The following is a 1,571-nucleotide window of genomic DNA, read 5'->3' on the forward strand; positions in this document are numbered from 1 at the left end:
GGTGGGTCTCCTAGGAAAACATGGTGACCTCAGGCCGCGGCTCGTGGTGTGAGTTGGACGTCGTAGCCGAGGGATTTCAGCTGGTTGAGGGCCTTGTTTCGGGTTCTGGCGGGGTTCTTCTGGGCATAGTGGTCAGGGCCTAGTTCTTCGTAGGCGACGCCGTTCTTGAGCATGTTCCAGATGATGACGAGAAGCGTGTGTTCTAGCGCGACCACTGCTTTCAACGCTCCGGTCCGGGAACGGATCCGTCGATACTTTACGGCGAGATAGGTCGTTTTCGAGCGAGAGACCGAGAGTGCGGCGATCCCGAGCGCCGCCTTCAAGTGCCGGTTCCCGGGGCGTGTGGCGGTAGATTTCACGCGCCCCGCGGACTCGTTCTGCCCCGGGCATACTCCCGCCCAAGACGCGAGATGACCCGAAGTGGGGAAGGCGCTCATGTCGGTGCCGATCTCAGCGAGTATCTTAATCGCGGTGGCTTCTGATATCCCGGGGATCGTGGCCAGCAATTCCCGGGCTATCCGAAAAGGGCCAATGATGTCCTCGATCCGCGCGTCGATCTCCGCGATCGTCGATTCGATGTGGTCGATGCGCCCTAGATGCAGCCGCACCATGAAAGCGTGGTGGTCGTTGAAGCGGCCTGTCAGCGCTTCGACGAGTTGAGCTGACTTCTTCACCATCGACACGTGGGCGAGGCCCGCCAGCACTCTCGGGTCTCGTTCTCCTGCGACGAGCGCGTCCAGAATTCGCCGGGAGGACACGGTAGCCAGCGTCGACACGACCGACGAAAGTTTGATCCCGGATGCTTCCAGCCCTTTCTCCATCCGCGAGAACTCCCGCGTGCGCTCCTCGGTGAGGTTCGTTCGCGCACGCGTCAGATCGCGCAACTCCCGCACGGGCTCGGGCGGAACGAACGACGCCCGCAGAAGACCGTGAGCGGCGAGTTCTGCCAGCCAGGTCGCATCAGAGACATCAGTTTTGCGACCCGGAATGTTTCTAGCCTGCTTCGCATTCACCAATTCCACATTCAGTGTTTCAGCGAGAACGAAGAAGAACGGCTTCCAATAATCACCGGTCGCCTCCATCACCACGACCGTCACGCCCGCGACTTCAAGATCGGCCCGCAAACGCAGAACCTCGTTTGTCGTCGCACCATAGGTCGTCACGGTCTTCGTGAAGAAACCCTGTCGCAGCGACGGGACACGCACACAGACCTTCGCGTCGGTCTTGGAGATATCCATTCCAGCCGCCCGCTCATGAACAACGTCCACGATCTTCTCCGCCCTCAACCTCATCCGTGATCGCTCCGGCTGAAGCGACCGAGTCGCGGGGAGGACCGAAACAACAGATCAGGAATCTCCTAGTCGAGCTCACCGAACACCTTTCACATGCTCGGCTGCATCAATCCACGGCACCCGTGACAGAGCCCTCCACGTCACGCTCGATACCAGGCTCGAAACACTAAGACCTTGCGACGTCGACCACGACACCACCATCTTCGAACCACACCCGCCCAGCCACAAGCAGTTTTCCCTCACCACCGAGACGCGAAGCGGCTTCGCCGCTCGATACGC

The 1,571-nt window shown here is 60.5% G+C and carries 1 protein-coding gene; it reads right to left on the bottom strand.

Going from position 1 to position 1,571, the window contains the following annotated elements; all coding sequences use genetic code 11:
• Positions 1–29 precede the first annotated feature (29 nt).
• The gene (locus tag EDF36_RS20825) at positions 30–1,268 is read right to left on the bottom strand and encodes an IS110 family transposase (RefSeq protein WP_123734477.1); all 1,239 of its coding nucleotides are present in this window, start codon (positions 1,266–1,268) and stop codon (positions 30–32) included.
• Positions 1,269–1,571 lie beyond the last annotated feature (303 nt).

The organism is Rathayibacter sp. PhB152, from assembly GCF_003751395.1.
In the GTDB taxonomy this organism is placed as follows: Bacteria; Actinomycetota; Actinomycetes; order Actinomycetales; family Microbacteriaceae; genus Rathayibacter; species Rathayibacter festucae.